Annotated in this window: 24 protein-coding genes and 1 tRNA gene; 4 read left to right on the top strand and 21 right to left on the bottom strand. The window is 59.8% G+C overall.

Going from position 1 to position 25,164, the window contains the following annotated elements; genetic code table 11:
• Window positions 1-14: 14 nt before the first annotated feature.
• From hmeg3_RS15770 to hmeg3_RS15845, 16 genes are all read right to left on the bottom strand, one after another.
• Window positions 15-1,133: an IpaC/SipC family type III secretion system effector gene (locus hmeg3_RS15770; protein ID WP_094564563.1), complete on the bottom strand. Its 1,119-nt coding sequence runs from the start codon at window positions 1,131-1,133 to the stop codon at window positions 15-17.
• A gap of 34 nt (window positions 1,134-1,167) precedes the next feature.
• Window positions 1,168-2,988, bottom strand: coding sequence for a type III secretion system translocon subunit SctE (gene sctE, locus hmeg3_RS15775; protein ID WP_094564564.1), 1,821 nt, complete (start codon window positions 2,986-2,988; stop codon window positions 1,168-1,170).
• Window position 2,989: 1 nt separating this feature from the next.
• Window positions 2,990-3,505: a type III secretion system translocator chaperone SicA gene (sicA, locus tag hmeg3_RS15780; protein ID WP_094564565.1), complete on the bottom strand. Its 516-nt coding sequence runs from the start codon at window positions 3,503-3,505 to the stop codon at window positions 2,990-2,992.
• 99 nt (window positions 3,506-3,604) lie between these two features.
• On the bottom strand, window positions 3,605-4,699 hold the full coding sequence (locus tag hmeg3_RS15785; protein ID WP_094564566.1) for an EscU/YscU/HrcU family type III secretion system export apparatus switch protein: 1,095 nt from the start codon (window positions 4,697-4,699) through the stop codon (window positions 3,605-3,607).
• A gap of 2 nt (window positions 4,700-4,701) precedes the next feature.
• Complete coding sequence (sctT, locus tag hmeg3_RS15790; RefSeq protein ID WP_232511668.1) at window positions 4,702-5,484, bottom strand: type III secretion system export apparatus subunit SctT; 783 nt, start codon at window positions 5,482-5,484, stop codon at window positions 4,702-4,704.
• Window positions 5,485-5,492: 8 nt separating this feature from the next.
• Window positions 5,493-5,747 carry an EscS/YscS/HrcS family type III secretion system export apparatus protein gene (locus tag hmeg3_RS15795; RefSeq protein WP_094564567.1) on the bottom strand — a complete coding sequence of 85 codons (255 nt, stop codon included), beginning with the start codon at window positions 5,745-5,747 and terminating at the stop codon, window positions 5,493-5,495.
• A gap of 4 nt (window positions 5,748-5,751) precedes the next feature.
• Window positions 5,752-6,420: an EscR/YscR/HrcR family type III secretion system export apparatus protein gene (locus hmeg3_RS15800; RefSeq protein ID WP_094566397.1), complete on the bottom strand. Its 669-nt coding sequence runs from the start codon at window positions 6,418-6,420 to the stop codon at window positions 5,752-5,754.
• Window positions 6,413-7,471 carry a type III secretion system cytoplasmic ring protein SctQ gene (gene sctQ / locus hmeg3_RS15805; RefSeq protein WP_157739287.1) on the bottom strand — a complete coding sequence of 353 codons (1,059 nt, stop codon included), beginning with the start codon at window positions 7,469-7,471 and terminating at the stop codon, window positions 6,413-6,415. Before sctQ ends, hmeg3_RS15800 begins: the two co-directional genes overlap by 8 nt.
• Complete coding sequence (locus tag hmeg3_RS15810; RefSeq protein ID WP_094564569.1) at window positions 7,468-8,517, bottom strand: hypothetical protein; 1,050 nt, start codon at window positions 8,515-8,517, stop codon at window positions 7,468-7,470. Before hmeg3_RS15810 ends, sctQ begins: the two co-directional genes overlap by 4 nt.
• A complete protein-coding gene (locus hmeg3_RS15815) occupies window positions 8,505-8,963 on the bottom strand; it encodes a hypothetical protein (RefSeq protein ID WP_094564570.1) in 459 nt (152 codons plus the stop codon). The genes hmeg3_RS15810 and hmeg3_RS15815 overlap by 13 nt, the downstream gene beginning before the upstream one ends.
• Window positions 8,953-10,254: a type III secretion system ATPase SctN gene (gene sctN, locus hmeg3_RS15820; protein ID WP_094564571.1), complete on the bottom strand. Its 1,302-nt coding sequence runs from the start codon at window positions 10,252-10,254 to the stop codon at window positions 8,953-8,955. The genes hmeg3_RS15815 and sctN overlap by 11 nt, the downstream gene beginning before the upstream one ends.
• Window positions 10,251-10,658, bottom strand: a complete 408-nt coding sequence (locus tag hmeg3_RS15825) for a hypothetical protein (RefSeq protein ID WP_157739288.1) — start codon at window positions 10,656-10,658, stop codon at window positions 10,251-10,253. The genes sctN and hmeg3_RS15825 overlap by 4 nt, the downstream gene beginning before the upstream one ends.
• Before the next feature lie 23 nt (window positions 10,659-10,681).
• On the bottom strand, window positions 10,682-12,757 hold the full coding sequence (locus hmeg3_RS15830) for an EscV/YscV/HrcV family type III secretion system export apparatus protein (protein ID WP_094564573.1): 2,076 nt from the start codon (window positions 12,755-12,757) through the stop codon (window positions 10,682-10,684).
• Between the two features lie 8 nt (window positions 12,758-12,765).
• A complete protein-coding gene (gene sctW, locus hmeg3_RS15835; protein WP_094564574.1) occupies window positions 12,766-13,920 on the bottom strand; it encodes a type III secretion system gatekeeper subunit SctW in 1,155 nt (384 codons plus the stop codon).
• The gene (sctC, locus tag hmeg3_RS15840) at window positions 13,910-15,634 is read right to left on the bottom strand and encodes a type III secretion system outer membrane ring subunit SctC (RefSeq protein ID WP_157739289.1); all 1,725 of its coding nucleotides are present in this window, start codon (window positions 15,632-15,634) and stop codon (window positions 13,910-13,912) included. The genes sctW and sctC overlap by 11 nt, the downstream gene beginning before the upstream one ends.
• A gap of 11 nt (window positions 15,635-15,645) precedes the next feature.
• Window positions 15,646-16,182, bottom strand: a complete 537-nt coding sequence (locus tag hmeg3_RS15845) for a helix-turn-helix domain-containing protein (RefSeq protein ID WP_094564576.1) — start codon at window positions 16,180-16,182, stop codon at window positions 15,646-15,648.
• Between the two features lie 304 nt (window positions 16,183-16,486).
• Here hmeg3_RS15845 and hmeg3_RS15850 point away from each other — a divergent pair, with 304 nt between their 5' ends.
• Window positions 16,487-17,737, top strand: coding sequence for a hypothetical protein (locus tag hmeg3_RS15850; protein ID WP_094564577.1), 1,251 nt, complete (start codon window positions 16,487-16,489; stop codon window positions 17,735-17,737).
• Window positions 17,738-17,759: 22 nt separating this feature from the next.
• Here hmeg3_RS15850 and hmeg3_RS15855 read toward each other — a convergent pair whose 3' ends face one another.
• The gene (locus tag hmeg3_RS15855; protein ID WP_094564578.1) at window positions 17,760-18,263 is read right to left on the bottom strand and encodes a transglycosylase SLT domain-containing protein; all 504 of its coding nucleotides are present in this window, start codon (window positions 18,261-18,263) and stop codon (window positions 17,760-17,762) included.
• 312 nt (window positions 18,264-18,575) lie between these two features.
• Here hmeg3_RS15855 and hmeg3_RS15860 point away from each other — a divergent pair, with 312 nt between their 5' ends.
• On the top strand, window positions 18,576-18,902 hold the full coding sequence (locus hmeg3_RS15860) for a hypothetical protein (protein ID WP_094564579.1): 327 nt from the start codon (window positions 18,576-18,578) through the stop codon (window positions 18,900-18,902).
• Window positions 18,903-19,081: 179 nt separating this feature from the next.
• The gene (locus hmeg3_RS15865) at window positions 19,082-19,429 is read left to right on the top strand and encodes a hypothetical protein (RefSeq protein ID WP_094564580.1); all 348 of its coding nucleotides are present in this window, start codon (window positions 19,082-19,084) and stop codon (window positions 19,427-19,429) included.
• Window positions 19,430-19,562: 133 nt separating this feature from the next.
• On the opposite strand, the gene hmeg3_RS15870 is transcribed toward hmeg3_RS15865, so the two are convergent.
• The 4 genes from hmeg3_RS15870 to acs all read right to left on the bottom strand — a co-directional run bounded on the left by hmeg3_RS15870 (window position 19,563) and on the right by acs (window position 23,985).
• Complete coding sequence (locus hmeg3_RS15870) at window positions 19,563-21,140, bottom strand: EAL domain-containing protein (protein WP_094564581.1); 1,578 nt, start codon at window positions 21,138-21,140, stop codon at window positions 19,563-19,565.
• Between the two features lie 566 nt (window positions 21,141-21,706).
• Window positions 21,707-21,797: transfer RNA gene (locus hmeg3_RS15880), tRNA-Ser, on the bottom strand.
• The gene (locus tag hmeg3_RS24770) at window positions 21,784-21,945 is read right to left on the bottom strand and encodes a hypothetical protein (RefSeq protein WP_157739290.1); all 162 of its coding nucleotides are present in this window, start codon (window positions 21,943-21,945) and stop codon (window positions 21,784-21,786) included. The genes hmeg3_RS15880 and hmeg3_RS24770 overlap by 14 nt, the downstream gene beginning before the upstream one ends.
• Window positions 21,946-22,002: 57 nt before the next feature.
• A complete protein-coding gene (gene acs, locus hmeg3_RS15885; protein WP_094564582.1) occupies window positions 22,003-23,985 on the bottom strand; it encodes an acetate--CoA ligase in 1,983 nt (660 codons plus the stop codon).
• A gap of 547 nt (window positions 23,986-24,532) precedes the next feature.
• On the opposite strand from acs, the gene hmeg3_RS15890 reads away from it, so the two are divergent.
• Window positions 24,533-25,156: a YqhA family protein gene (locus hmeg3_RS15890; RefSeq protein ID WP_094564583.1), complete on the top strand. Its 624-nt coding sequence runs from the start codon at window positions 24,533-24,535 to the stop codon at window positions 25,154-25,156.
• Window positions 25,157-25,164: the final 8 nt, after the last annotated feature.

Raw genomic sequence — 25,164 nt, forward strand, 5'->3', positions numbered from 1 at the left:
CAGTCCTCTTCCCATCAAGCCTTGATGGCTTGCGACATGGAATCCAGCGTGCTGCGGCTTTGCTCCGAGGAGGTGACAATCAGCGAAAAAATCTTCAGTAACAGATCGACCGAACGTTGCGCGGCCTGCTCTTCGTTGTGCTGCACGGTCGACGCCACTGCGCCTTCCGCTTCGTTGATCTTGCCGGCTGCGGTTTGCGCCGCGGCATTCACCGCCGCACCGGTCTGCGCCAAGTTCGACACCTGTGGCGCGAAGGTATTGATGACCTGTCCGGCATACTGCTGTTCGGCATATTTCTGATAGTTTTCCTGCTGCGACAACTCCTGCGAGGCAACGCGCACCTCCGTACGATTGGACGGTTGGTTCAGCACGGCATGCTCGTCGCCGCCCAGATGCGGCTGGTTGTTTTGTACATTGACAGGACGACCTTGCGCGTCGAGCGTATTCACACGCTGCTGCGGACTGGCGGCAGTCATCGGCGAGGTCGGACGATTGAGCGCATTGCCGGCCTGGGTGTTCTCATGGCGCAGTTGTTTGATATCACGGCCGTTGGTGGAAATGTTTTTGGTCTGCCCTGCAGTGCCCTTGGAAAACTGGCGGAAGCCGACGCCAGCAGTGACGGTGCCAAGCACCATGCCGGCCAGCGCCCCACCGAAATTGCTGTTGGCGGCATTCACGCCCTTGTCGCCGGAGGCTTGCGCCTGCTTCACCGAAATTTCACCGAACTTCGCGGCATTGCCGTTGCGCGCGGTATTCGCCTGCCCCAGCAACATCATCAGCATGAACAGCAATTCCAGCAGACGATCCACGCCCGCGCCCTTGTGGGCTTCCTTTTCCACATCCGGCAGCTTGCCGTCGATAAGCTCGCCGACATCGGTTCCAGAGGCGGTGCGCGCCAGATCCTTGAGCGCCGACACCACTTCCTTGTGCGACTCCGGCGACATTGCCCCCAATCCATCGCGCAAGGTATTGCGCAGTTGGGCTTCGTCGCTTCCTTCGGCGCCATCCAGATTCAACGACGAGAAAAAAGTCGACATCGGAATCTGTTCCTTGCTGCGGGCTTCCCCCATCGTGCCCTGTGCATGGGAAATGGCTGCACTCGCCAGGGAAGGTGCGTTGCTGAAAATTTGCATTGTGTATCCTTTCAATAAATTGAGTACTGCTGAATCAGGCGGAACGTGCGCCGCGCACGGCGCGCGCCACGGCCACGCCAGTGCTGGTGCGCTGGTTGATGGCCTCGCTGGCGCGACTGAAAAATCCCTGCGATACCGTGAATGCGTTCTTGAACTGCTCCAGCAGATTGGCGAACATGTCATGCAGCAGATCCAGTTCGCTCATGGTGAACTTCATGCCTGCCACGGCTTTCGCGACTTTCATGTTGGCGTCTTGGACGCCGACTTCAAGGCCCCCGTTGATGGTGGTCTTGCCCAGGTTGACGCCGGCCGACACGCGCCCCAGGTTGCTGGCGTACATCTGCTTGCTGGTCACATCCGTAGACAGGCCCAGGCGCTGCGAAACGGCGTCGAACATCTTGCTTGCCGCGCTCGACACCTGCTTGGCCATTTGGGTAATCGACTTCTTCAGCATTTCAGGCACCAGCTTGGCGATCGTCTTTTCCAGCACCTTGGTCAGCACCGAACTCAGTTTGCCGACCACGTTGGATACCGCGCTGGCGATGGCGCCGCCGGCACCGGTGACGGCCAGCACCACGACCGCCGCAGCGATGGCGACCGAGACCGCGATCATGGCGGCCATCTTGGCGGTCTGCGCATCCATGCCCAGGCCTTCCATCATGGCGGCGACCTTGTCCATGACGAATTGCAGCAGCGGTTGCAGCAACTTCATCAGGGGCTTCAAGGCCTCTTGCATGAAGGACTTGCCGGTCACCGCCTGGCAGACTTCGTCGGCCACCATCAAGGCCAGGCCGATGCCGGCCAGCGCCAGGCTGGCGCCGCCGGTAAAGGCCGCACCGATAACCGCGACCGCCGTCACCACCGCACCGAGGATCTTGCCGACGCAGCCCATGGCTTTGTTCATCGCCTCAGCCTTGGCCAACTCCTTCTCGGCTTTTTCGGCATCCTTGGCCAACTTCTTGACGCGCACGTCTTCCTGCACTTTCAGCAGTTCGCGCTGCATCTCCGAGCGCGTTTCACCGGTCTTGAGCAGCAGTTCACCCAATTGCATCATCAGGGTCAGCATGCGCGTGATGTTGCTGACGTCGTTTTCCACCGCCGTGCGCGGCACGTCCACGCCCTGTATGTTGGCGCGCGACAGCAGCTCATCAGTCACCTTTTGTAATTCAAGCACATGGTCTTGCTGCGCCTGCACTGCATTCTTGACGCCGGCCAGTTCGTTCTTCGCCGCCCCCAACGCCTCACGCAAGGCGTCGCTGCTCTGCAACGCCGCCTCGTACTCCTGGGTGTCCGGCTCCAACGTCGCCAGCTCCGCCTCGGCGTCGGCCAGTTGCTGCTCCAGCGCTTTGACCTTGTCGGTCGCGCCGGGGAGTTTGTCTTTCAAGGCATCAAGCTGGTCGATGGCTTCGGCGACGGCATTCTGAGCCGCTTCGTATTCCTCCGCCAGCCTGGCGTTGCCTGCGTTGCGGACAGCGTCGCGGGTAGCTGCCGAATGGGCGTTGAAGGCGAGCTTGCTCAGATTGGCCTGCTCCAGCGCCGACATCATCGACGCCAGCAACAAGCCGGCCTTGCGGCTGTCTGCAGCGGTGTCGGCCGGTGCCGCGCTGCGCGCAGCTGCCTGGCGCGGCGGCGTCAGTTGCGGCTTCGCCGCATTGCTGTTGCGACGCTGCTTGCCCGAGGCCGGATCTTCTTCGGCCGCATCGGCAATCAGCGCCGCCAGTTCCTGCGCCGCTCGCTCCGCTTCCTTCAGGATGGCCGGCGGCATCGTTGTCAGCTGCTCGGCCCGTTTGCTCATCGGCTGGTTGGACAGAAAGTCGAGCTGCGCTCCCTGCGCACCTACATGTGCCATATTCATATCAATTTTCCCGTGATGTATCTGAGGTAGAGTTCACCGGGGCTGATGCCCGGTGTCGTTGCAAGGCGGTCAGGTAGGCTGCTGCAGTGGCCTTCAACGCGTCGTCGTCGGCCTGCTCCAGCACTACCTTGAAACACTGGCGCGCCTTGCCTGATTTGCCCATGGCCAGTTGGCACTGACCGGCGTACAGCATCGGCCGGTAGTCGGCCTCGCCCTGAGCAAACGCAATCGCGTAGATGTCGGCGGCCTTCTGGTGCATTTCCTTGAGCTGATAAACCGCCGCCAGCCCCATCAGGAAATCGACGCAATAAAAGTCGTAGATGCACAGAAAACGGAAGAATTTCTCCGCTTCATCCAGCCTCCCCTGGTTATAAAAGTCATAGGCCAGGCTATACAGCCCGTCCATCTGCTCGTCGGATATACCGTGAATTTCCTTGAGCGTGACGCCTTGGTTTACCGCATCGAGGATGACCTCGAGGTCTTGCTCTACGGTGTCGTTGTCATATTGATGACTCATGCTGCAGACTCCTTTCGCGTCATCAACCGATAACGCCAGTATCAAATAAACAGATTGGGCGCGCGTTAAAAAAACGCACATACCACCCCTTGCAGACGGCTAGCTGCGGCCTTTCTCACCGGCATCGGCTTCAACTTCGGCATGGACATCAACACCGACATCGGCGCCGGCGCTCTCCACTTCCTGCAACCACAGCAACAGTCTCACCACCGCATGAATTTCTTCCATGCTGACCATGGCGTAGAGCGCGTGCGTGCGATACAGCCGGCGCGCCAGCGAAACGTCGACGATCACCGGAACGCCAACTTTTTCGGCGTACTGACGCACTGCCAGCGCACGCTGGTTGCGCTCGCGTATCGATACGAAGGGAATCGGCGTGAGTTCCGGTTTGAAGTAGATGCCGATAGCCAGGTGGGTCGGGTTGGCGATCACCATGCGCGAATTTTCGATGTCGTGTTTGTCTTGCGCCGTCAGCAATTCCAGGTGGGCTTGCCTGCGCTTGCTCTTGATCAGCGGATCGCCTTCGAGCTCCTTGTGCTCGCGCTTGACCTCCTGCTTGTCCATGCGCAGGTCCTTGAGATAAAGGAACAATTCGGCCAGCGCATCAAGCACCAGAATGGACGAGATGCAAGCGAGGCAGATCAGCACCAGGCTGATGATCAGCTTGCCCCAGATGCCGATGATCTCGGCAATCGAGGCGTGCACCTGAGAAAAAATCAATTCCCGATGCCACCACCACACCAGCATGATCGCCACGCCGAAGCTGACCAGATACAGCAGGGTCTTGATGAAATCCTTCACCGTGCGCAGGCTGAATATTTTCTTGAAGCCCTTGACCGGATTGATCGCCCCGAAGTTGAGCTTGAGCGCTTCGCCGGCCAGCGAAAAACCGCTTTGCACCAACGAGGGCAAGGCCGTCGCCGCGATGCAGAGCGCGATGATGGGCGCCACAACTTTCAGCCCGAGCAACAACACATCCGCCACGTAGCGATGCAGGTCGAGGGTGAAGCCGCTGCGCGCGGCGCCGATGAAGGCCGCGCCGATCTCGGCCAGCGAGCCCAGCCAGAACACCAACAGCACGCCGCAAAAAATCAGGCACGCCACAACCAGATCGCGCGCTTTGAAAGACTGCCCGCGCCGGGCGGCGTCGCGGCGCTTCTTGGGCGTGGCCTTTTCAGTTTTGCTGCCGGCCATGGTCAGCGCTCCTCAAACCACAATGGCAACTGCTGCGCCATGCCGCCAAGACGCATGATCTCGTCCGGAAAAAACGGACCGAAATACATCAGCAGCACCAGCACCGCCACCAGACTTTTTACCGTCAGCGACACCGAGAAAGCGTTGAGCTGCGGCGCAAAACGCGACAACAGGCCCAGCGTAAATTCGGACAACAACATCACCGCGATCACCGGACTGGCCACCACGATCATGCGCGTCGCCATGTCGGTCAACAGCGATAACAGAGGCGCGCCGGAGAAGCGGCATCCCTGCAAGGGGTCACACAGGCGATAGCTGTCGCTGACCGCTTGCACGAACAACATCAGGCCGCCGCCCTGCAGATAAACCGCCGCGGCAAACATGTTGAAGAAGTTGGACATCTCCGAGGTATCCACGCCGTTAGCCGGGTCGATAGTGCTGCTCAGCGTGGCCCCGCGTTGGTTGTCGATGAAATTTCCAACCGCATGGAACACCCAGAACGGCCATGCCAGCAAACACCCGAGGATCACGCCGATGAACAATTCCTGCATGATGGCGGCGACGTAAGTCCAGGTCTCCACGACTGCCATGGCGTCCATCGGTGCGGACCAAAAACCCATTGCGACGATCATGATCACGGCGCTGCGCGTGGCGCCGCTCAACACGCTGGTATTGAAAAACGGCAGCATGAAGAACACCGGCGCCAGCCGGGCGAAGCCCAGCGTCGCGCCTAGCAGCCAGGTGTTGATGTCGAAAAACAGCGCAGTGCTCATGGCGGTATTCATGGCCGGGTTCATCCCAGCGCCAGGCGCATCACTTCACGGCCGAAGCCGAGCAACACTTCGCCGTACCAACCGGACAGCAGAAACAGGCAAAAGCTCACCGCCAGCAGCTTGATGCCGAACGGCAGCGTCTGCTCCTGCAGCTGCGTCACGGTCTGGAACAGGCCCACCAGCAAACCCACCACGGTAGCCACGGCAACCGGCCACAACACCAGCATCAGCACCAGATACAGGGTCTTGTTGCCTGCATATACGATATCGCCCATGTGCCTAGCCTCCGCTGCCAAGATCGATGTATTGCAGGATCAGCCCCTGACTCAGGATGGACCAGCCGTCGAGCGCCACAAACAGGATCAGCTTGACCGGCACCGAAATCACCACGGGACTCATCATCATCATGCCCAGCGCCAGCAGGATGCTGGAAATCACCAGATCGATCACCACGAACGGCAGATACAGGTAGAACGCGATCTTGAACGCATTCTTGATTTCACTCAGCGCATAGGCCGGCAACAGCGAGAAGATCGAGATGCGATCGTCTCCTTCCAGGCGCGGCGTGCTCTTTTCCTCCAGACGCGCTGTCTGGATTTTTTCGAAGAAGGCGGCCAGTTCCGGATCGCTGTATTTCTGCAGATAGCCGCGATAGGAATCCAGACCGTGGTCGACGAAGGATTCGACCGACGCCAGACTGGAGAAATTGACGGGATGCTCACGCTGGTAGTCGTAGACGTTCTGCGCCACCGGCAACATGACGAACACCGACATCATCAGCGCCACAGCATTGAGAACCAGATTGGACGGCACCTGCTGCAAGCCCATTGCATTGCGCACCATCACGAACACAATCGAGAACTTCAAATAGCAGGTTCCCGCCGCGACCAGAAACGGCAGCAGTGTCGCCAGGGCCAGCAGCCCGATCAGGGAAATATCGTTAGACACGGTGTGTTTCGGCAACCGCTTTGCCGCCTGCGATATCGTGCAGCTCAACGCCCAGGCGACCGTTGAGCTCGACCAGTTCGCCGGTCGCCAGACGCATGCCGTTGACCGTGATCTCCACCTGCTTTTCCGCCTGCGGATCCAATTGCAGGACCTGGCCGCGATACAGCGTATCGAGTTCCGCCACGGTCATCAGGCGGCGTTGCAGGACAAAATCGAGGCGCAACGGAATGTCCGCCAGCGAGGCGGCGATGGTTGGTGTCGCCGGTGCCGCCGGTGTCGTTGATGTCGCTGGCATCGCCGACAGCGCCGCATCTGCATCTGCGCCCACGTTTGCGGACGCCGTTATTCTGGTTTCTTTCGGTTGTTTCAGGCTTGCTGCTTGCACAGTGATTTCTCCATCTTGGTTAATTGAAAAGCGCCCTATGGCGGTGCCGGCGCTGCTCAGTTCAAATGCTTCATTGGCGATCAACAACACATCGCCCCGACGCAATCCGCCGATCAGGCGGCGGCTGGCCTGACTGCTGCCAATGCGCCAGTCCAACAGCAGCGGCAGCGCCTGCGCGGCGCGCGACAGGTCATCTGGAACGGGCGCCACGATGTCGGGAAAATCGCTGAACCAGACGCGGCCTTGCGGCGTGCGCAGCGACAACAGACAGGGTTGCGATGTGGAGGTGTCAGGCGCAGCAGGCGTAACAGAGGTGGCATCGTGCTGAATGCGCAGACAGTCGTAGTCCAGTGCACGAAAAGGCATGCTCAACGGCTGTTCGGCGGCGTCGAACAACGCCAGCGCGTGTTCATCGCCCCGGTCCCCCATACAGGCCAGCGCTGCCAGTTCAGGCGAGGTAATCGCCAGCCACTCTCTCAGGTCGACATGGCCGCGCCAGCACAGACCCTGAGCGTAGGCATGCACGGCCACGACACCGGAATGACGCGGCAGCGGCGAATAAGCGAGACGTCCGGTCAGCGCCGCATCGCGTCGCGGCCAATGCGCCAACGCGGCGCGGGCGCGCAATTCGGCAGCGGCAACGCGGCGCAAAGAGGGATAACTCACGATTCATCCTCCTCCTGCTGTTGCTGCCGCGAGCCTTGCTGCTGTTGCCGTCCTTCTTCGCCGTGTTCCTGTAAAAGCCACTGGTCGCTGCGGCCTGTCGTGTCGCCGTGCGCGTTCAGGCGCTGTTCCACCAGCGCGCTGGTCGGATGCAGGGCCAGCGCGGCAAACGACGAAGATGACGCGCTGTTCATACCGGGCGTCTGCGACACCCTGACGGCATGCTGCGTACCCCAGGAACGAAATTGGTAGACCCAGCCGTCCTGGGTGACGCCGCCACCGGAATTGGCGGCGTTGGCGGCGTTGGCGGTTACTGCAGCGACCTCGGCGCGCGTACGTGCGGCCGGCATCGTTTCATTCGCTGTGCCGGATTTATGCGCCTGCTGCGCGTTTTCAGCATTCAACGGTTTTGCCGGTATCGGCATCTCGTCAGTGGCTGACGCGTTGCTTTGCTTGCGACCCGCTTCGGCGTCGCGCGCTGCGTCGGCTGACTTGCGCGCAGCAGCGTCGGCAACCTCGACAGCGTCACTTGACATGGATGTTGACGATGCCGACGCCGCGGCACTCGCTCGCCCGCCGCCTGATGCCTCCGTCGGACCAATTGCAACAGCACGAATGCCGGACGCCTCAGGCGACGACAGGCTGTCCTCGCCCACATCGCGTCGTATCTGCATCACCGTCAGCTGCGGACCTGTTGCGGCGCCGTTGACGCCGGCACCCTGCACAGATTTGGACTGCGGCCGCGAGCTTGTCCCGGCGGAGGTGTCCAGGGAATGGCTTCCGCCTGCATGCAGGACCGGCTTACCCGCCTTGCCTGTTTTTTCTGCCGGTGGCGCGCCACTGGTTTCGACCCGCAAACCAAGCGACGGCATCTGCGGCAGCATTTCCTGCACGGTCGACACGAGTTGATCAATGCTGTCGGCCTCATCGCGATTGTGACGATCGCGCTCGCCGGCCTGCATCAGACGATCCTGCACGCTCTGCACGTTTTTTTCCGCGGTCGCGGCACTCTGCAGCAGCGACGTATTCCCATTTTTTATTTCGACCATGACAAACGTTCCTCTATTTCACATTCTTCAATTTCAAGTTGTCGCAAGCGGGCTTTTTTTTGCTCGCCCACGAGCAGTGTCTGGTAGCGCTCGGTTCGACCTTCCAGATGACGGCACTGCGCATGCTGAGCGCTGACCTGTTCGGCGCATTCCTTGCCTAGCTCCTGCTGGCGGTGCAGCTCCAGCCGCAGCGCCTGACTGCGGCGACGGTCGGCGGCGTTCTTGCGCAGCCAGCCGAACAGTTGCTGACGGTCCAGTGCTGCGCCGTTGAGATTGCCGGCGCGGGCCAGCTGCTGCTGCACGCCGATTTCGCCCTGCAGGCGGCGGCATTCCTGCTGCACCGCAGCCAGGCGCTGACGCTGCTGCGCCAGACGGCGACGACCGGCCTGCAGGCGCTGCTCGCTATGCAGCAACAACGCCTGATACGCCTGGCGTTTACGCGGCAAGGTTCACCATCTGCGCCACCAGCGTGTCAGCGTTGGCCGCGCTGTTACGCGCTTGCTGCAGCCAGGCGATCAGGGCGTCCTTTTGTTCAAGCAGGCGGTCGTTTGCGGTGTTTTCACCAGCGCGGTATTCGCCGAGATCGAGCATCAGTTGCAGCTCTTCCAGCCGACTCAGTTTTTCGCGGATGACGCCTGCGGCCTGCAATTGCACCGACGGACAAATCTGGCCGGCCACGCGACTCAGGCTGCGCAACACATCGACTGCCGGATAGTGATTCCTGGCGGCCAGCTTGCGGCTGAGATAAATATGACCATCCAGGATGGAGCGAATCTCTTCGGCGATGGGGTCGACTTCGTCGTCGCTTTCCAGCAGCACGGTATAAAACGCCGTGATGCTGCCGCTGTCTGTCACCCCGGGACGCTCCAGCAGACGCGGCAATGCCTCAAATACGGAGGCCGGATACCCGCGCCGCGCCGGCGCTTCGCCAGCCGCCAGCGCCACATCGCGCAAGGCGCGCGCATAGCGTGTCAGCGAATCCTGGATCAGCACCACGCGGCATCCGTGGTCGCGGTAGTACTCCGCCACCGAGGTCGCCAGCAAGGCCGCATTGCAACGATCGACCGAGGAAGCGTCCGAGGTGGCATAGACCACCACGCTACGCCGGCTATGCGGCGACTTCTTCATCTCCTCGACGAACTCGGTGACTTCACGGCCGCGCTCACCGATCAGGCCGACCACGAAGACGTCGGCCGATGCATGCTCCATCAGCATCGTCACCAGGCTGGTTTTTCCGGTGCCCGCCGCGGCGAAAATACCGAGACGCTGACCGACGCCGCAGGTCGTGAGCGCATCCAGCACACGAATGCCGCTATGAAATACCTCGCTGATCGGCCGACGCCGGTCGAACGACGGCGGATCCGCATCAAGCGCACACCAGCGCTCGGGATGGATGGCCGGCAGCGGTGCCGCCAGCCTGGCAATGTGTGTACCGTTGGAATCAAGCACCGCACCCAGCATGCTGTCGTCCATGCGCACGGTCAGCGCGCCGCCGGTCGGCACCAGCACCGATTCGCGCGACAGACCGCGCGGATTGCCGAGCAGGCTCAGCACCGCCATGTCGCGGCGAAATCCAACCACTTGTGCGCGCGCGACAACCTCGTTATCGCGCCAGTGACGGCGCACATCGCAGACATCTCCCACGGCGACGTTGCGCAGCGGTGCTTCGATGATCGGTCCAGACAGGCAATGGGGATGCACAAACTGCCGCAGCAGTCGCAATGGCGTAACCTTCATTGGCGGATAATCTCCAGCAGCCGCGTCTGGCTTTCAAAAAAGGCATTGATCGCCTCCGCCATCGCGTCGACGTCGGCCAGGCACGCGGCGGCAACATCGGCATAAACCTGCAACTGCCCTTCGCTTTCGCGCAGCACCAGTTGCTTGTTGGCGCTGTAGGGAAAGCCTGCCATGAGTTCCTGCAGCAAGGCCTGCGACCGCATCCGCACAATGCTGTCGTGAAATTCGCACAGGTCGCTCCAGATCACCACGCGCTCTTCCAGGTTGCCGACAAACAACGCAGGTCCATCGCTGAGGTCGATCTGCACCGTGGCGTGGTGGTCCAGTTCACGGATCAGCGCCGGATCACAGCCGGTGTGCAAAAGAGCTTGTTTGACGAGTTCGCCAAGACTGAGTTGTTGCATGCTTGCTCCCATAAAAATGCGTCTTAGATAACCTTGAGGACATTGACCTCGACATTGCTGGCGACTTCGCCGAACGAGATCACATCAAGATCCTTGAAGCGTGCTTCCAGCAGCTTCTTGACGAAGCGGCGTACGTCGACGGCGGTCAGCACGATCAGATCTTTCTGTGCAATCGGAAACGCCTGGAATAGCAACGCAAATTTGTCGATGATTTCTTCCGACACCGCCGGCTCGACATTGAGGAAGGCGCCGCTGGAGTTTTGCCGGATGCCCTTGCGCACCTGCTCTTCCATGTCGGCCGATAGCATCACCACGCGCAGTTTGTTGCCGACCGCAAACTTGTGCGAGATGTAACGAGCCATGGCGCCGCGCACGTGTTCAACCAATGCGATCACGTCTTTTTCACGGCCGCCCCATTGGACCAGCGATTCCAGAATCAGCTTGAAATTACGAATCGAAATGCGCTCCGACAACAACCGCTGCAACACTTCTGAAATCTTCTGCACGGTGACGTTGCGCAACACTTCCTTGAGCAGATCGGGGGCGCTTCCTTCCATCTGGTCAAGCATCTTCTTGGTTTCCTGGATGCCGAAAAATTCAGGTACGTGCTTGACCAGCACCGCCACCAGGCATTGGTACAACTCGTCTTGCGCGCTGCGCAGCTGGAAGCCCAACTTCACCAATGCATCGCGATGCGACGGCGCGACCCAATGGCAGTCCTGGCGCGCGCCGTCCTGCAGGATCTCGACGTTGATGCCGAGCTGTTCCACTTCATCCGACATGTTGACGATGCGCAGCTTGTCGAAACGCACCTGCAGCGTTTCAGTGCGGATTTCATTGATCAGCAGCGCCACGCAATCCTTCTCCTGCGTCGCCGAACCGCGCACCATGAATTCCGGCAGACGCACGCCGTAGTCGATGAAGAACTGGCTGCGCAGACGTTGTGCCAATTGCTCATCGATGAACAATTTCTGCTGCGCCTGTGGCACCAGCAGGATGAACACCACTGTCTCGGTGGCAACTTTATCGAGGTCTGCAATCAGACCCAGTTGCGGCTGATCGCCCTCTTCATCGGGCTGCGGCGTACGGCTGGAAACGGCGGTATCGGCAGCCGCCTCGCCTGCGCGCAATTCGCGCTTGCGACGACGCTGGCCGAGATACAGGAACAAACCCAGCGCCAGTGAAAGACACAGGAACGCCGCTGCCGGAAAACCCGGCAGGAACGCCACCACGACTGCCAGCAGCGCCGTGATGGCGACCGCAAACGGCATGCCCAGCAACTGGCCCATGATGTTGCGGCCGAGATTGGCGTCGTCACCGTTGATACGGGTGACGATGAAGCCCGCGCTGATGGAAATCAGCAGCGCCGGGATTTGCGCCACCAGGCCGTCGCCGATGGTCAGCATGGTGTAGGTCTGCAACGCGGTCGACATGTCCATGTTATGGCGCGTCACGCCGACCGCGATGCCGCCGATCAGGTTGACCAGGATGATGATGATGCCGGCGATGGCGTCGCCCTTGATGAACTTCATCGCACCGTCGAAGGAGCCGTACAGCTGGCTCTCGCGTTCCAGGATATTGCGTCGCTCCTTGGCGCCGTCGGCGTCGATGACGCCGGCCTTGAGGTCGCCGTCGATACTCATCTGCTTGCCCGGCATGCCGTCCAGCGAAAACCGCGCCGCCACTTCCGCCACCCGTTCCGAGCCCTTGGTGATGACGATGAACTGGACGATGGTGACGATGGAAAAGATCACGAAGCCGACAATGAGCGTATCGCCGATGACGTATTCACCGAAGGTTGCGATGATCTCGCCGGCGTCGGCCTGCGTCAGGATCAGGCGACTGGTGCTGATCGACAGCGCCAGGCGAAACAGCGTGGTGATCAGCAGAATGGTCGGAAAGGTCGAGAAGTTAAGAATCTTGTCGACGTAAAACGACCCCATGAACAACAGGATGGCGATGACAATATTCAGCGCAATCAGGAAGTCCACCAGAAAAGTCGGCAGCGGCACGATCAGCATGGCGATGATCATCACCATCAGCATCACGATGATCAGTTCCGGCCGCGCGCGGGCGTTGGTAAGAAATCGGGCAATCATGGCTGGGCTCAGGTTGGCGTGCGGCGCTGCTCCAGCAGTTCCGCCGCATAGCTGTGGTCAATCAATTGATCGAAGACCGCGATCACGTCGGCGGTGTTGGCCGTCTGGGCAGCAGCGTCGGCGCCGGCACTGCTCTCGCCGGGCGTTGCAAACAATTCCGGCGGCAGGCGCTTGTAGGCGCTGCGCACGGCATTGAGCCAGGTTGACCGTTCGGCATGGGTCGGCAACAGACAGGCCCCCAGCGCTTGCGGCAACAGCTGATCGGCAGGCATCTGACGACCGACCAGACCGCACAGCAACAGCAGCCAGTCGGCTTCCTCCTGTGCATAGGACGGCGTCAGTTTTTTGGCCAGTAGCGACATCACGAATTCACGGTCGGCAGTGCGCAACAGATGCAGCTTGCGCATGTGCGCCAGCAAATAGCTGAACTCGAGGTGGTCGCAGCTCGGGTCTTCGGCGCGGATATCCGTACCCAGCGATTCTTCAACGAACTCCAGGACCAGGTGACGCACCTTGTAACCGTAGCTGGCGATCCAGTCTTCATAGTCGTCCAGCGGCTTGCGCTCGCTTTCGAGAAAACGGCGATAAGTCTGACGCAACAACGAGGCCTGCAAGCCCAGTGCGGCGCCAAACAGGCGCGCCTTGAGCGCGCAGTTGATGCCGCCCTTGAGCATTTTCGGATTGGCCTGACGGGTCACCGTCTCCAGCAAGCTCTCCAGACGCCGGCGCTGGATGTTGGCCAGCCGTTTGCGCTTGAGTAATTCCCCAAGCACGAGGAACAAGTCGCTGTCGTCTGGAAACAGGCTGCGCGCCTGTGCCAGCAACGCATCCATCGACAGGTTCTGCACCGCCAGCACTTCCACCAGCTTTTGCGCCTTGGGAGCCGCTTCCTCGTCCAGTACCCGTTCAAAACCTTCGCTGGAAGCGCCCTTTTTTTCGAACTCGCGACGATTGCGAAACTGCGTGGCGACGCTAGCCATGTCGTCGGCCATGTCCGCCAGTTTCTGTTGCAACGCTGCCGGCGTGCTGTCGTCGGCATTCTCGACATCGGCCGCTTGCGCCATGCCGTCGCTGGCGGCCTTGAGCGATTCTTTCTGGCGCGTCTCGGCCAGCACGCGGGCGGCAACGATGGTGCTGCCGGCGCCGTGGATGTTAGCTACCATTGAAAAGACTCTCCTGCTGTTGACGTGCGGTTTCGCGCGTCTTGTCCATCTGCCTGATGAGCGTTTCGAACTCGACCGCTTCTTCGATGTTCTCGCTGCTCAGGTCCATGCCCTCGGTGATTTCACGCGGGCGGATCAGGAACACGCGCACGGTGTTCTTGTTGAGCGTCTGGCGGTAGCGAAAGGCGCCGCCGACCAGCGGCAAGTCGCCCAGCAACGGAATCTTGCCGACGTACTGACCGCTCTCGCCGCGGGTATAACCGCCTACCAGCAAGCTCTTGCCCTTGGGCACGCGCGCGACGGTGCTGATGGTCGTACGTCCCACGGTAGGCAAGGTGCCGCCGGCGGCGGTCTCGTTGCGCTGGACTTCACTACCGTCTTCAATGTTGAGCGACAGTTCGATTTCGTCTTTGGCGGTAAACCGCGGCAGCACGTTGACCATGGTGCCGTAGGTCACCTTCTCCAGTTGCACCGCGCGCTCGGCCAGCAACTGCGTGTAAAACGTGCGGTTGTTGTCGAACATCGCCGGCGTATTTTCTTGCGTCAGCACCACCGGCCGCGAGACGATCTGCGCTTTGTTGTCGCGCGTCAGCGCTAGGATGGAGGCAATGAACTTGTTGCCTTCCAGCGTACTGAACGAATTCAGCGGCGTGCCGCTGTTGAGTCCGGCGGAGAATTTGTTGCCGAGGGAAATGGCGCCCTGCCAGTTCACGCCCAACTGATCGAGATCGTCCTTTTGCAGATCGATGATCCACAGCGCCAGTTCGACGTGACGCTTCTGCTCATCCAGCGCTTCCACCAGATTGCGGATGAAACGAATTTGTTCGGCCGTTCCCTTGACCAGCAAACTGTTGGTTTCCGGATAGGCGATGATGCGGATATTGCCGGCCGGCTGCGGCTTGGCCGTTGCATCGGCAGGCAGGTTAGCGTTCGCGACAGCATCCACCGGCAACACCGGCGCGCGGTCGATCTGCGTATCCAGCAACGAGGTGGCGCTGTTGGACTTGGTCACCGCCGGCGCAGCCTGAGCGGTCTCCCCCGCCAACAGCTTTTCAACCACGGTGGCGATACCGGGAATGACGATGTTTTCATCGCGGCGGGTATAGGCGCGATCGGTAACAAAGGTGTTGTTGAGCTTGATCACTTCGACATGCTGATTACCCATGCCGGCGTCCTGACTGTCCATGAACTCGGCCGCCTGCGTCACCAGATCAACGTAGATCGGCGGGCCGGCCAGATAAAAGGTATCAATGCCGTCACCGCGCAGCGGATAGCGCGGATCGGCCAGTCCCGATTTTTTCAGGAACGAGGCCAGCGCCTTGGGCGTAACGTTCTTCAGCTTGATCACGCTGTTGCGGGTTTCGCTGGCATCGTAGACGTAGATGGCGTTACCGTCGTAGTAGGTGATCAGGCCTAGTTGGCGGCTGACCTTGCTGATAATGTCGCCTGCGGCGAAGTTGAATTCGCCGGAGATCTGCTTGCCCGCCGCCAGCTTGCTGACGATGATGGGTTTGCCGATGTAAGACGACACGCCGCCGAAAAAGGCGCGCATGTTTTCCTGGCGGGCGACATAACCTGCCGCCAAATCGCCCCCGGCGACGTTGAGTTTACGGTTGGCGGCGCCGACATCAAGCGCCGATACCAACGGATGAGCGGACAGAAAAGCCGCTGCCACGAGCCACCGTGAGGGGCCCGACATATTCCACTTTTTCACACTGATATCCTCTATTTTTTTTGCGCATCAAACAGATGCGTCAAGCTCAGACCGAGCGATTTTTTGACTTCGCTGGAAAAATGCGACGGCGACGCAAAGCCATGCGCCATGGCCACTTCGGTGACCGAATGTTGTCGCTCTATCACCGCCAGCACGGCTTTCGCCAGACGCCAGTCCTTGAGTGCGGACTTGGGGCTGCCACCCAATGCGGCGCGGAATAGGCGACGGAAGTGGCCGGCCGAAATGCCGTAGCGGGCACTGAGATCTTCGACCTTTTCGCCTTGCCCTTCCTGCAACAGAAAAGACACCATGGAATAGGCTTCAGTGCGCCGCAACGATGCCGCGATGTGCCGGTATTCAGGCGTATCGTCGATCGCCATGCGCAAGAAATTGATCGTCAGGCGCTTGTCGTCAACGGCTGGCATTGCCATCAGCGACGCCGGACCGGCAGTGGCATTGCCGCCGGTCGGCATCCCCGGCGAGACACCCAGGGCATGGTCGATGAAGGCTTGCAACTTGGTCAATGTCTGTACGTCCTGGCTATCCATGATTGGCTTCCCGACAAGACGCACGACATGCCCCCCGTCCTTGATTTGTCACACAACTTCCAAAGAACCGAAAGTTTATTCCCGCGCCTCCAATCGAAAAATAGGACTGGAATTAAATTGCCTCACCATTCCTTCGGACTCGGATGAAAGCCGAAATTCGCGCTCCTATCCTCCTTGCACCGACGACTGTCCGCGCCTGTTTTTTCCGAACTCATCATGGCCTGTGAGGTCCATCGCGTTCGTCGCGACGTCGTTGCTTCCTGTCGCACGCATGTCTGCTACCCCTCTTTCGCGAAGGAATTCCATGTTGCACTTCAGTCCCGCCAGCTCACCCACCGCCAGCCCTGCTTGTCTGCTCTCTGCCCAGGAAATGGCATTCCCGCCATCGTTCGGGCAGCTGCGCGAGCAGGTCGTCGCCATCACGGGAACACCGCTCCATCTGAGCGATAGCGTGCCAGTGGGCGGCGGCGTTACCGATCAGCGCCTGCCGGCTGCCGTCAGCGGCGTAGCGACCGTCAGCAACGACGCCCTCACACACGTACACGCGCAAATAATGTCTGTTGATTTTCAGGGAGCAACGGCACAGGGAGAACAAGCGTCGGCGCGCGGTTCTGCCTCATGGGTGAACAGCACCGTGCCCGCGATGCTCAGCAGTGCACTGCGTATTGGCTTCGCCACCGCAGCCGGGCGCACGGCGAGCTGGATGGTGAAGGAACTGCTTCCGGCCGAGCTGGGCGCGGCGGCCATGCCGCTGGCCATCGCCGGCTGCGCCATTCGCAGCGCGGCGACCACCGGCTTGTGTCTTACTGCCGCGCAAAGCATCCTGTCGACACGGCCGCGCATGGCGGCGCGCGCCGCGGCGGCACTGTGCGGCGGCCTGATGATGTTGCCGGTGGCGGCGACCTACGCAGCGCCGTCAGCAGGCCTGGCCGGCGCGATTGCGCTGGGTGGCCTGAGCGACATGGCCTATGTGCTGGTGCGCGATCCGCTGCAAAGCTGCTTGCGCAATGCGGGGCCGCGCGTCACGTTGACGCGGGCCGACGGCGATCCGGCGCCGCACTGGCCGGCGTTGTCGGCGGCAGGCGTCTGCTACGGCCTGTCGGCCGCATCGTGGATGTTGCTGTTCGCGCAGCATGTAGCTCCGCTCGTGTGCGAAGCCGGCGCGATGGCGTGCAACGCGGTCGAGACCATCGTTCCGGCGGCGGCGATCGAAGCCACCGAAGCAGCGTCCAGCACGGCGGTGTTCTCCTTCTTTCGTGGCGCCGGCTATCGTCAAGATTTCGCCATCGAAACACCGCAGCCGCAGGCCATCGCCATCACCGCTGCCATGCGCTTGTTTGCTACCGGCATCCTGCAACTGGCCGATCTGGCGATGCGGGTATTTTTCCATTCGCCGGGAGGTATTCCGTTCGGCATCTGCTTTCTTGTCATGATGAGTCTTGAATGGGTAGGCGGACTGGCGCAGCAAGCGCTGAGCCACGTCTCGCGTTCGCGCCGCAATGCGACGGAGGATCTTGAACATCCGTCACTGACAACGCAAACGACGCGCCTGTAACTGCTTCCATGCAGGCAGACGCTTACATTTTCTCCGGCGCAATCAACGCAGGCCTGGCGCTCAGGCGACGGTATTCGCGAATCACCTTGCCGGCATAGCGCTCGCGCAACACATCGCGACCCGCGCCACCGCCGGCGTTGTAAGCGCCGACGGCACGCCAGGTATAGCCAAACTGGCCAATGAATTCCGACAGGATGCCGGCGCCCACCATCACGGACAGGCAAGCATCATCGAGCAATTGCTGGCGCGTGATGCCGTCCTTGCCCAGTCGTACCAGATGCGAACTGTTGATCTGCATCAGGCCCAGGTCTTCGCTACCGTTGCGATTGCGGTTGAGCGCCCGGGGATTCATTGACGACTCCACCTGTGCGATCGCTTGCAGCAGCAGCGGATCGATGGCGTATTTTTTACCGGCTTGCGCGAAGCAATCGGCATAGGCATCTGACGCCGGCGTGATCGCCAATATCAGTAGGCAAATGAGAAGCCGACGCAACACGGTGCGGCGGCATAGTGAGATGAAATTCATGCGTATTTTCAGACAGTCGGTCGGGGTCGCGGCAGGATCACAAGGTATCCGGGCACACCGCGACGGCAAGACGAAATGTTACGGCGATGCCATCGGGAGAAAAATCGGACGCGTCCGATTGCGCGCGGCAACGCATCGGCCGGGTACGAAAGCGCGCAAATCGATGCAATGGAGATCACACGCTAAGTCGTCGACGTGGTCGCGGCAGGTCCGAGCCGCTTGTGGGAGGCGGGACCATGTACGTTTCTTGATATCCGGACCGGGACGACTGCTTTAAGCTGCGGCTCCCCTTCAACTATGCAAGCAACGGACATGATCTCTATTTCGAACGCCAATCCGGCGGCAATGGCCGCGACTACGACAACCCAGACTCGGCAAGAAGAAAACCGGCAGGCCGGCGGCACGCTGAAATCCTGCTTTTCCGGCGTCGGCAGCGCGTACTATGCGACGCCCGGCTGGAACCTGAATGGCGGTGCTATCGGTCGTGCCGCAGGGAAAAAGATTTCTGCCTACATGACGCAGGTGCGCAACGACGGCTATGACACCGCCGCCATCGGCCGCAAGGAAGGTCAGCGCATTGCGACAGACATTCAACGCAAACTGACGCGACAAGTGAGCTTCTCGACCTCGAACCGCTAAGCAGAATCAACATGCGCCCTCGCAGCTTTTACCAAACGATGCTTTCTGGTACTGCGCTGCGGCGGCAGTTACCGTCATGGGCCCTCTGTCCTTACCGCGAAGCACCCTGCACCACTCCCACTCTCCCATGCTAATATTTAGCGAGCACAACCAATACAACAATCAATGAAAGCCTCGACATGAAGTGGCACATCTACAAAACTCTTTCGGTTGACGCATTTTGGAACAACCTGAAGACCGTCGCAGAAACCGAACGTCAAATTGGAAGAAGCGGCTCCGTCTCGCTCGTTGTGGTTGAAACCCAGCCGGCAACGCCAGATGCGCTGGCTTTTGCGGAAGGATGGCTGGCGGCAAAAACGGCGGCCTGCGAATACGGATGGGACGGTGTCGAACGCAGCGAAAGCATGGTTTTCTGGCTGCCGTCACCCAGCGATTTTTTGTATGGCTTCGTGATCAAACCGGCGTTCGACAACGAATCGACCTTCATCGCCTCCCCTTATCCGCTACCCTGGCTGCCCGCTGCGTAGTCCGGTTAAGCTCTCCAGCCCGCTTCATTCATCCGTCAAACCGCTTGACGGATGTTGCTGTTCTTCGATGCTGCAGGTCTTCCCTCTTTTGCGTCTTCCCTGTCGCTCACAGGTGGCGGTGCGACTGCGCTGCTCAATCGGACGCCTCTCCCTCTCCAGCCCCCGTCTCTCGTATAAATGATCTGAAATCGGGTGCCGGCATCGCCCTGGCATAGAGCCAACCCTGTCCGAAATCCACACCTTGCTCGCGCAATTGCACTGCCTGCACAGGCGTCTCAATGCCCTCGGCAACCAGTGCCAGACCCAGGGATTTTGCCAGCGCAACGATGTGCCTGAGCACACATCCTGTGCCTGCCCCGGCGTCGACAAACGACCTGTCAATTTTCAGTACATGGAGCGGGAGTCTTTCCAGGCACGACAACGACGAATAGCCGGTGCCAAAATCATCGATGGCGGTCGTGTATCCGCGCTGTTGCGCCCGCATCAGCGTGGCGCGTGCGGTGTCAATATCGCGGACGCCGCGTTCAGTCGCTTCCAGCGAGATCTGACACGGGCGGATGCCGCTGCCGGCCAGCGCCGCATCCAGCACATCCAGAATCCTGCCGCTTTGAAGATCCTGCGCACAAACATTAACCGCGACATGCAAGTCGCTTCTCGCCGCCAGCGTCGGCCCCAACTCGGTGACGATGGCAGCGATCACCTGATCGGTAATCGAAAAAATCAATCCGTTTTCTTCGGCGAAAGGAATGAAGACATCGGGCCAAACCCACTCGCCATTTGCGCGCTGCCATCGCACCAGGGCTTCGGCACCAACACAAGCGCCGGATTCCAGCGCCATGATCGGCTGATAATGCACGACGAATTCCCGGCGCTTCACGGCCTCTGTAAGGATGGCCAACGGCGACAGACGCTTGCGCACGTGTCTGGCCGATACTACAAGCATCATCACGGACAGCAGAGCGCCGAGCGCCAGCATCGACGGATGTTCGCGCAACAAGGTGACGATGCGACGGTCCGGCGCAGTATAACTAAGCACCGTCAGGGTTGCATCACGCCTCAACACACCGTGCGCGGGATAAGCTGCCGCGCCCTGATCGCCATGCAGCAAGAGCGCATCCCCTTCTTCACCACTGCTGCCGGCGCTTCCGAGCAGTTGCCCGTCCGCACTTGCGATCGCAATACTTGTGCCTGCATCAAGGTGAATATCCGCGAAACTGGCAGGATCGACCAAGGCGTAGTGCGCGCCATATTGCAGGCGCGTCAGGCCCTTGCCTGCATGTGCTGAGGACGTGATATTGCGCGTCACCGCCATGCCGTTGGACAGGGAAAAATCCGATTCTCTCTCGCGGGTTCCGGCTTGCCCTCCTGCCCAGGTCGAGCATTGCAAGACGCGATCTGCAACATAGCCGATCTCCGCAACGTCCGGCAGCGCAATGGCGGCGGCGACCATCTTATTGAGATGCCGTTCCGAGCAAGGCGGATAGTCTGCGCTTTCTATCTCAGCCAGCGCCAGCGAGATGCCGCGCAATAGTCCGCCGGCGTGCGCCAAGGCTTGGTCTACGGCCAGTATCGAGCGCTCACGCGCGGCCGCCGCAACCGCGCGAGACGCGGCGTAGACACCGGCTGCCACCGGAAGTGTTGACACGACGATAACCAGCAACGCCGCGACAGCCATTACTTTGAAGCGGTTGTAAGGAACAATTGAATTCATGACAAGGGGTGGCACTCACCCGGGGCGGCACGATCACTCTCTGACGAGACTGGTGGAAGTCTTGTTTTACACACGAAAGCGTTGCCGGCGGGTATATCGCAAACCGACCATCTTTTCAGACTCCGGGCAACGACACCATCAGCGCGGTAGGAATACGCACCGGAATCAACTCATACCGGTACGAAATGATGCCAAAGATACTTTGGCCTGGTCCAGATGTTGAAGCCAACAGGATAACGTATCAAGTACGAATCAAATCCGACTGGCCACAGGCTGGTTGCAAGCAACTTTAGTGGGCAAAGGAACAGTACATACCCTCGCCGTCAGCCAACTGATACGGCTTGTCTTTGGGCTTAGCAGCCTTGATACATAAATCCGTCAGAGGTGTAGCGAGTTTTGGCATTTTGTACTCATGGTGTCTGACACATGCCATCCATGTGTTCAAGCAGGGGTATAAACGCCTCGGATTTCAATGGACCGAAAAGACCGCATAAAACAAAAAACCCGCATCAGCGCTGAGCTTGATACGGGTTTTAGACTTCTTTGGACTGCTTAGTACTTGTTCTTGGCGGAGAGAGGGGGATTCGAACCCCCGATAGGCTATTAACCTATACACGCTTTCCAGGCGTGCGACTTCAACCACTCATCCATCTCTCCGGAATTTGGCTTCGTTTTTAGCGAAGCCGCTGATTATAGCAACATTTTTCAGAAAATGAGATAGTTTTCTCCCCTCACCCACTAAAAAATCATGGCGGCGCATTGCTGCGCCGCCATGATTGCTTGCCTGATTGCTATTGATCGCCATACAGTCAACGGGCCTGATGCGCTGCCCGCCTGCCCTGCCGATCGGCTACTGCCCGCTTTATTGCGCTTCTTTCAACTGATCCAAAATAGCTGGATTTTCCAGTGTGGAGATGTCCTGAGTGATGTCCTCACCCTTGGCCAGCACACGCAGCAGGCGGCGCATGATCTTGCCGGAGCGGGTCTTGGGCAGGTTGTCGCCGAAGCGGATTTCCTTTGGTTTGGCGATGGGGCCGATTTCTTTGGCGACCCAGTCACGCAGCTCCTTGGCGATGGCTTTGGCTTCGTCGCCGGTCGGACGTGGGCGCTTCAGAACGACGAAGGCGCAGATCGATTCGCCGGTGGTTTCGTCCGGTTTGCCGACCACGGCTGCTTCAGCCACGATCGGATTGGCGACCAGCGCGGATTCGATTTCCATCGTGCCCATGCGGTGACCGGAGACGTTGAGCACGTCGTCGATGCGGCCGGTGATGGTGAAGTTGCCGGTTTCCTTGTTGCGGATTGCACCGTCGCCGGCGAGATAGACCTTGCCGCCGAACTCTTCTGGGAAATAGCTCTTCTTGAAACGCTCGGGATCGTTCCAGATGGTGCGGATCATGGATGGCCACGGGCGCTTGACGACCAGAATGCCGCCGGTGCCGTTGGGCAAATCGTTGCCGGTTTCGTCGACGATGGCGGCGGTGATGCCCGGCAGTGGCAATGTGCAGGAACCCGGCACCTGCAGTGTCGCGCCCGGCAGCGGGGAGATCATGTGGCCGCCGGTTTCGGTTTGCCAGAAGGTGTCGACGATCGGGCATTTTTCATTGCCGATGTTTTTGTAGTACCACATCCAGGCTTCCGGATTGATCGGCTCGCCGACTGAGCCCAGCAAGCGCAGCGAGGACAGGTCGTATTGCTTGGGATGGATTTTTTCGTCGGCGTCGGCGGCCTTGATCAGCGAGCGGATCGCGGTCGGCGCGGTGTAGAAAATAGTGGCCTTGTGGCGTTGGATCATGTCCCAGAAGCGGCCGGCGTTTGGATAGGTCGGCACGCCTTCGAACACGATTTGTGTTGCACCGACAGCCAGCGGGCCGTACGCGATGTAGGTGTGGCCGGTGATCCAGCCGATGTCGGCGGTACACCAGTAGATGTCGTTCGGCTTGATGTCGAAAGTCCATTTCATCGTTAGCACGGCCCACAGCAGGTAGCCGCCGGACGAGTGCTGCACGCCCTTCGGTTTGCCGGTGGAGCCGGAGGTGTAGAGGATGAAGAGCGGATGTTCGGCATCAACCCATTCCGGCTCGCAGACGTCGGACTGATTGGCGACGACGTCGTGCAACCAGAGGTCGCGGCCTTCGACCCAATTGATGTCGGCACCGGTGCGCTTGTAGACGATGACGTTCTTGATGGTGTCGCAGCCGCCCATGGCGAGTGCTTCGTCAACGATGGATTTGAGCGGCAATTGCTTGCCGCCGCGCACTTGATAATCGGCGGTGATGACGGCGACTGCGCCGGCATCAATGACGCGCTCTTGCAGCGACTTGGCGGAGAAGCCGCCGAACACCACCGAATGCGTGGCGCCGATACGGGCGCAGGCTTGCATGGCGGCGACACCTTCGACCGACATTGGCATGTAGATGACGACGCGGTCGCCTTTCTTGACGCCGAGCGACTTCAAGCCGTTGGCGAAGTGGCAGACTTTTTTGTGCAGTTCACGATAAGTGACGCGCGTGACTTTGGCGTCATCGGATTCGAAAATGACGGCGACCTTGTCGGCGTTGCCGTTTTCAAGATTGACGTCGAGGCAGTTGTACGAGACGTTGATCTGGCCGTCGTCAAACCATTTGTAGAACGGCGCGTTGGACTCGTCCAGGGTTTTGGTGAAGGGCTTTTTCCATTGCAGGTTTTCACGCGCGAGGCGGGCCCAGAAGCCTTCGTAGTCGCGCTCTGCTTCGGCGCATAAGGCGTTATAGGCATCCATGCCGGATACGGTGGCATTTTTTACGAATTCTGCCGGTGGAGCGAATACACGGTTTTCCTGCTTGAAGGTTTCGATGTCTGCCACGATTAGTCTCCTGCGATTGATGATTTTTGCTTTTGGCAAAAACCGGTCAGTTTTGCGTGCCGCGAGCGCCGGTTTTTACTTGCCTTAAAAACCGATCTGTTTTTGCGTACCGCTTCACTTCTGATTTTTGCGTTTTGCAAAACATAGGCGTTTTCACTTACTCAGTCCTTACACCTTCCGGATTGATGATCCGCCGGAACCGGCCTCAGTGCGCTGTTCGCGGCTGGATTCAAGCCCGTCCAAGGGTCAGACCACAGTGATACGGTGAAGTTTGCAACAAGTCTGTCTTGCGATATTGCCCGCCTGCATTATCGCATTTGCCGGCAAGATCGACAGCGATACGGATGGAATCGCGCTCTGCCGCCAAGAGAGCGGCAAGGGAGTGTAAAATAGCGGCCTGAATTCGTCCGCAGCTTGCGACGGCGCGCCAGACAAGGTACCGACCGAGTACCGCTTACATAGCGGCAACGATTGAACAACACGTTGCCCGGATCGCGCCTTGCAGACATCTCCGGTTTCAACTCTACGACTTTTAAGATTCGCGCCAATGAAAGACACCCGTCCCGCTTCTTCCGGCAAGAAAAAGATCGGCATCCTGCCTAATCTGATTTTCATGAGCCGGTGGCTGCAACTGCCTTTGTATCTTGGTCTGATCCTGGCGCAATGCGTCTACGTCTACCACTTCTGGGTCGAGCTGAGCGACCTGATCGGTGCAGCGCTGGGCAATCCATCTTCACTCGAACATATCCTCGACGCCGTCGCCATCGAGGGCGCGCTGCGTCCCGACAAGCTCAACGAGCAGACCATCATGCTGGTGGTGCTGGCGCTGATCGACGTGGTGATGATTTCCAATCTGCTGATCATGGTGATCGTCGGCGGCTACGAGACCTTTGTGTCGCGCATGAATCTGGAAAGCCATCCCGACCAGCCCGAGTGGCTGTCGCATGTCAATGCGTCCGTGCTAAAGGTGAAGCTGGCGACAGCGATCATCGGCATCTCGTCCATCCATCTGCTCAAGACCTTCATCAACGCCAACCTGTACGACGTCAAGACCTTGCTGGCGCAGACCGGCATTCACATTACCTTTCTGTTGTCCGCCATGGCGATCGCCTACTGCGACCGGCTCATGAGCCATCCGCAAGAGCCGTCGGGGTCGCCTGACCCGCACTGACAGCCCTC

It is taken from the genome of Herbaspirillum sp. meg3 (genome assembly GCF_002257565.1).
Classification (GTDB): Bacteria; Pseudomonadota; Gammaproteobacteria; order Burkholderiales; family Burkholderiaceae_D; genus Herbaspirillum.